Raw genomic sequence first — 4,609 nt, 5'->3', positions numbered from 1 at the left:
CCGACCGGGCGCTACAGCGACGGCCCGCATCACGAGCCGCGTCCGTTGCGTGCAGACCGCGCGCGCGGGCAGTGGGGGGTCGACGCCAGTCGGCCCACGGACCGGGTCGTCAACGCGCCCGAGCGTGTCGCGTCGCCGACCGACCAGCCTGACGCGATCACCGGCCCCGAAACCGCGAACCCGGTAGGGCCCGGAGCCGACTCTGCGCCGGCGACGAGCTCCAAGCCCGAGCCGCGCGGTGCGATCGAGCTCTTGGCCGAATCCGCACCTTCGCCGGCGACCGGCACAGCGCCCGAGCCGCACGGCCCCAGCTTCGCCGACCTCGGGCTGCCCGAGGCGATCGTGAAAGCCCTTGCGGCACGGGGGATTCGATCGCCCTTCCCGATCCAGGCCGCAACCATTCCGGATGCGCTTGCGGCCAAAGATTTGCTCGGTCGCGGCCGGACCGGATCGGGCAAGACGATGGCGTTCGGCCTGCCGACCCTCGCTCGGCTCAGCCAGGGCCGCACCACCCCGAACCGTCCGCGCGCCCTCGTCTTGGTCCCGACTCGAGAGCTCGCGCTCCAGGTCGCCGATGCCCTCGAGCCGATCGCCCGCGCAGCCGGTGTCAGCCAGAAGGTCGTCGCCGGCGGCATGCCCTACCCGCCGCAACTGACTGCTCTCGACCGCGGGGTCGACGTGGTTGTCGCCACCCCCGGGCGCCTGCAGGACCTGATCGAACGCGGCGCCGCGATCCTTGACAATGTCGAGATCGTCGTCCTCGACGAAGCCGATCACATGGCCGACCTCGGCTTCTTGCCAGAAGTCACGGAGATCATGGATCTGGTGCCCGAGGGCGGCCAGCGGCTGCTCTTCTCGGCGACCCTCGATAAGGGGATCGACGAGTTGGCGCAGAAGTACCTCGTCGACCCGGTGACGCACTCGACGGACGACCCGACTGCGGCCGTCTCGACGATGGACCACCGGGTGCTCCTGATCGAGCCGTCGATGAAGAAGACATTGACCGCGCAGATCAGCGGCCGGCCGGGCCGCACGCTGATCTTTGTGCGCACCCAACTGGGCGCCGACCGAGTGGCAAGTCAGCTGCGCGAGAGCGGGATTCTCGCCGGGCCGATCCATGGCGGGCTGAATCAGTCGGTGCGCAACAAGGTCCTCGAGGCCTTTAAGGACGGGCGCCTGCAGGTGCTCGTCGCGACCGATGTCGCCGCGCGCGGCATCCACGTCGACGACGTGACCCAGGTCGTTCAGGTTGACCCGCCGGCCGATCACAAGACCTATGTCCACCGGGCCGGTCGCACCGCTCGCGCCGGTTCCGAGGGCTCGGTCGTCACCCTTGCCCTGCCGCATCAGCGCAAGGCGATGGAGCGCATCATCGACGAGGTCGCCCTCTCGATCCGTCCGGAGCGTCTCGATGCGCGCTCCGCGGCGGACGAGGGTGTCGAACCGACCGGTGCGCCCGTCCCCGAGTCTGTCTGGCAGGACATCATCGCGCCCCGCCCGAGCACCCGTTTCAAGGGCCGCGGTCGCGGCCCCGGCCGCCCCCGGCCCGACGGCGGCCTGCGCCCCCGCCGCCGCTTCTGACCTTCCCCCTGACCCACCCATTCCCGTCGAAAAAGACAAATCCCGACCATCGAGCGCACAATTTTCTGGTCGAGTGTGCAGTCAAGCGCCCTCGTAGGCCCTCCTCGGCGCCGGCGGCCAGCCACGGCCGGAGCCGGGGCGAGGCGATAAAGGCGAGGAGGCGGCATACGGGCTGGAATATCCTTGGCCGACCCCCATATCGAGGAGAACCCACGTGGCCATGCGCATGTCGTCCCTGTTCCTGCGAACCCTTCGCGAGAACCCGGCGGACGCGGAGGTGCCGAGCCACCAACTCCTGGTGCGGGCGGGCTACATCCGCCGGGTCAGCCCCGGCATCTACACGTGGCTGCCGCTCGGGCTGCGGGTCCTCAAGCGCGTCGAGACGATCGTGCGCGAGGAGATGGACGCGATCGGCGCCCAGGAGCTGCTCTTCCCCGCCCTGCTGCCCCGCGAGCCGTATGAGGCGACCGGACGCTGGACCGAGTACGGCCCCAACGTTTTCCGGCTGAAGGACCGCAAGGACGGCGACTACCTGCTCGGGCCAACGCACGAGGAGATGTTCACCCTCGCGGTCAAGGACATGTTCAACTCCTACAAGGATCTGCCGGTCAGCCTCTACCAGATCCAGATCAAGTATCGCGACGAGGCCCGCCCGCGGGCCGGCATCCTGCGCGGCCGCGAGTTCGTGATGAAGGACAGCTACTCCTTCGACATTGACGACGCCGGGCTCGACAAGTCCTACCAACTGCACCGCGACGCCTATGTCCGGATCTTCGACCGGCTCGGCTTCCACTACGTCATCGTCCAGGCGATGGCCGGCGCGATGGGCGGCTCGAAGTCCGAGGAATTCCTCGCGACCGCCGAGAACGGCGAGGACACCTATGTCCGCTGCCCCAGCTGCGGGTATGCCGCGAACGTCGAAGCCGTGCAGGTCCCCATCCCCGATGCCGTGCCGTATGCCGATGCTCCCCCCGCGCACGTCGAGGACACTCCCGGCACCCCTACCATCGACACTCTTGTGGCACATCTGAACTCGGCCTTCCCCCGCACCGATCGGGAGTGGGCCGCGGGGGACACGCTCAAGAATGTCTTGGTGCTACTGCGTCACCCGGACGGCACCGCCGAGCCGCTGGCCATCGGCGTGCCCGGCGACCGTGAGGTCGACGAGAAGAGGCTCGCCGCCCAGGTCGAGCCGGCGGTCGTCGAGCCCTTCGACGAGGGGCAGTTCGCCGCCAATCCGGCGCTCGTCAAGGGCTATATCGGCCCCGGCGCACTCGGGTCGGAGGGCACATCGGGCGTGCGCTATCTGCTCGACCCGCGGGTGGTCGAGGGCACCGCGTGGGTGACCGGGGCTAACGAGCCGGGGCGCCACGTCATTGGTCTGGTCGCGGGCCGCGACTTCACCGCCGACGGCACCATCGAGGCCGCCGACGTGCGCCCAGGCGACGCCTGCCCCTCGTGCGGGCACGCCTTGGAGTCGGCGCGCGGGATCGAGATGGGCCACATCTTCCAGTTGGGCCGCAAATACGCCGAGGCGCTGGACCTGAAGGTGCTCGACGAGAACGGCAAGCTGCGCACCGTGACCATGGGCAGCTATGGCATCGGTGTCTCCCGTGCGGTCGCCTGCATCGCCGAGGGCAACAACGACGAGCTCGGCCTGATCTGGCCGCGGCACATCAGCCCCGCCGACGTCCACATCGTCGCGACCGGCAAGGACCCGGCGGTCTTCGAGTTCGCCGAGCAGCTGACTCGGGAGCTCGAGGCGGAGGGCGCGACCGTGCTCTATGACGACCGCAAGCAGGCCAGCCCGGGTGTGAAGTTCAAGGACGCCGAGTTGATCGGCGTGCCGACCATCGTCGTCGTCGGCCGCGGGCTCGCGGACGGGACGATCGAGATCAAGGACCGCCGCTCCGGCGAGCGCCGCGAGGTTGCCTCCGCCGATGCGGTCACCCAGATCCTTGCCGAGCTCGCCGCGCCCTGATCTGACCCCCAACTCCCCGTCGAGAGGCCGGTTCAGCCCCGTCGAAAGGCCGGTTCGGGTTGTCAAGGCGGGTCTGAACCGGGCCGCAAATTCCGGGCGCGCCACTCCAGCCCTGCCCGATGCCTCCCCACAAGCCAAAGCCGGCGCGGCAGCATACGTGCTCCCGAGGCTGGGTGGCGGCGGACTTCGCGCATCCACGCAACGATGCCCTAATGGCCGGGGGTAGGAAAGGTGCGGTAAGGGCCTCGCCGTTCGCTGACACGTCCAGTCGACGTGGGCGTTGTCTGCCGGCAGCCGTCTCGTAGCGACATTGGCCGCGTCCGCCTGGACGGATCCGGGGGACCGTTAGCGCCGGGTTGCCCCGGTCACGTGCGAGGGTGGCAGGACGCCCGCGACCGCGGGCTTGAAGGGCAATGAGACGCCCTTGACCACCCGAGGAGATCACGCGTGAGACGTCCACGCACCACCCTTGCCATCGCCACGGCCGGTATGACAGCGGCCGCAGGCACCTGCCTGGCCTTCACCCCGTCCACTGCCACCGCCGCTACGTTGGGCGCGGCCACCACGCCGGCAGCCCGGACAATGTCGATGAACCGGAGCCGCGCTTCACCGATCACCGGTGCTATGACATGCCCACCGAGGTGGACAACACCGTCAGTGTCTCCTGCGTGGGCCCGACGGCGGTCAAGTCGTACTACAGCAACTACGGTCGCAATGTCATCGACGTCACCGCCCCCTGCGGCGACTTCCGCGTGCCCTCGGCAACGCCGAGCCGCAACGGACGCATCCTGTCGACCGTGACGAATGGCGGGTGGGGCTGGAAGCAGGGCACATCGATGGCCGGCCCGCCTGTGCCGGGGTCCTCGCGCTCATCCGTGGCACCGACACTGGCCTGCAGGCCAAGCAGGCGATCAACGTCCTCGAACGTGAGGCCGACCAACTCGCGTGCCCGACGTTCTACGACGCCAACCGCACGGTGTCAACGACGCCACCTGAGAGGGCAAGAAGACCGGCTCCGGCTATTACGGTGCCGGCCACTCGACGGGT

3 protein-coding genes and 1 pseudogene are annotated in these 4,609 nt (G+C 69.2%); all 4 read left to right on the top strand.

What is annotated here, in order from left to right; translation table 11 throughout:
• Positions 1 to 1,581, top strand: a 1,581-nt coding sequence (locus PKH97_RS13900; protein WP_324388134.1) for a DEAD/DEAH box helicase, incomplete at its 5' end; no start/stop codon positions are given.
• Positions 1,582 to 1,795: 214 nt separating this feature from the next.
• Positions 1,796 to 3,562, top strand: coding sequence for a proline--tRNA ligase (locus tag PKH97_RS13895; protein ID WP_324388133.1), 1,767 nt, complete (start codon positions 1,796 to 1,798; stop codon positions 3,560 to 3,562).
• A gap of 629 nt (positions 3,563 to 4,191) precedes the next feature.
• Positions 4,192 to 4,356, top strand: a pseudogene (locus tag PKH97_RS13890) (hypothetical protein); the annotation flags it as partial.
• A gap of 17 nt (positions 4,357 to 4,373) precedes the next feature.
• A partial coding sequence (locus PKH97_RS13885) for a hypothetical protein (protein WP_324388135.1) occupies positions 4,374 to 4,609 on the top strand: 236 nt, incomplete at its 3' end.

Source organism: Nostocoides sp., from assembly GCF_035343835.1.
GTDB lineage: Bacteria > Actinomycetota > Actinomycetes > Actinomycetales > Dermatophilaceae > Nostocoides_A > Nostocoides_A vanveenii.
Note: the sequence above shows the minus strand (reverse complement) of the source record. Positions and strands in the feature narration are given on the sequence as shown.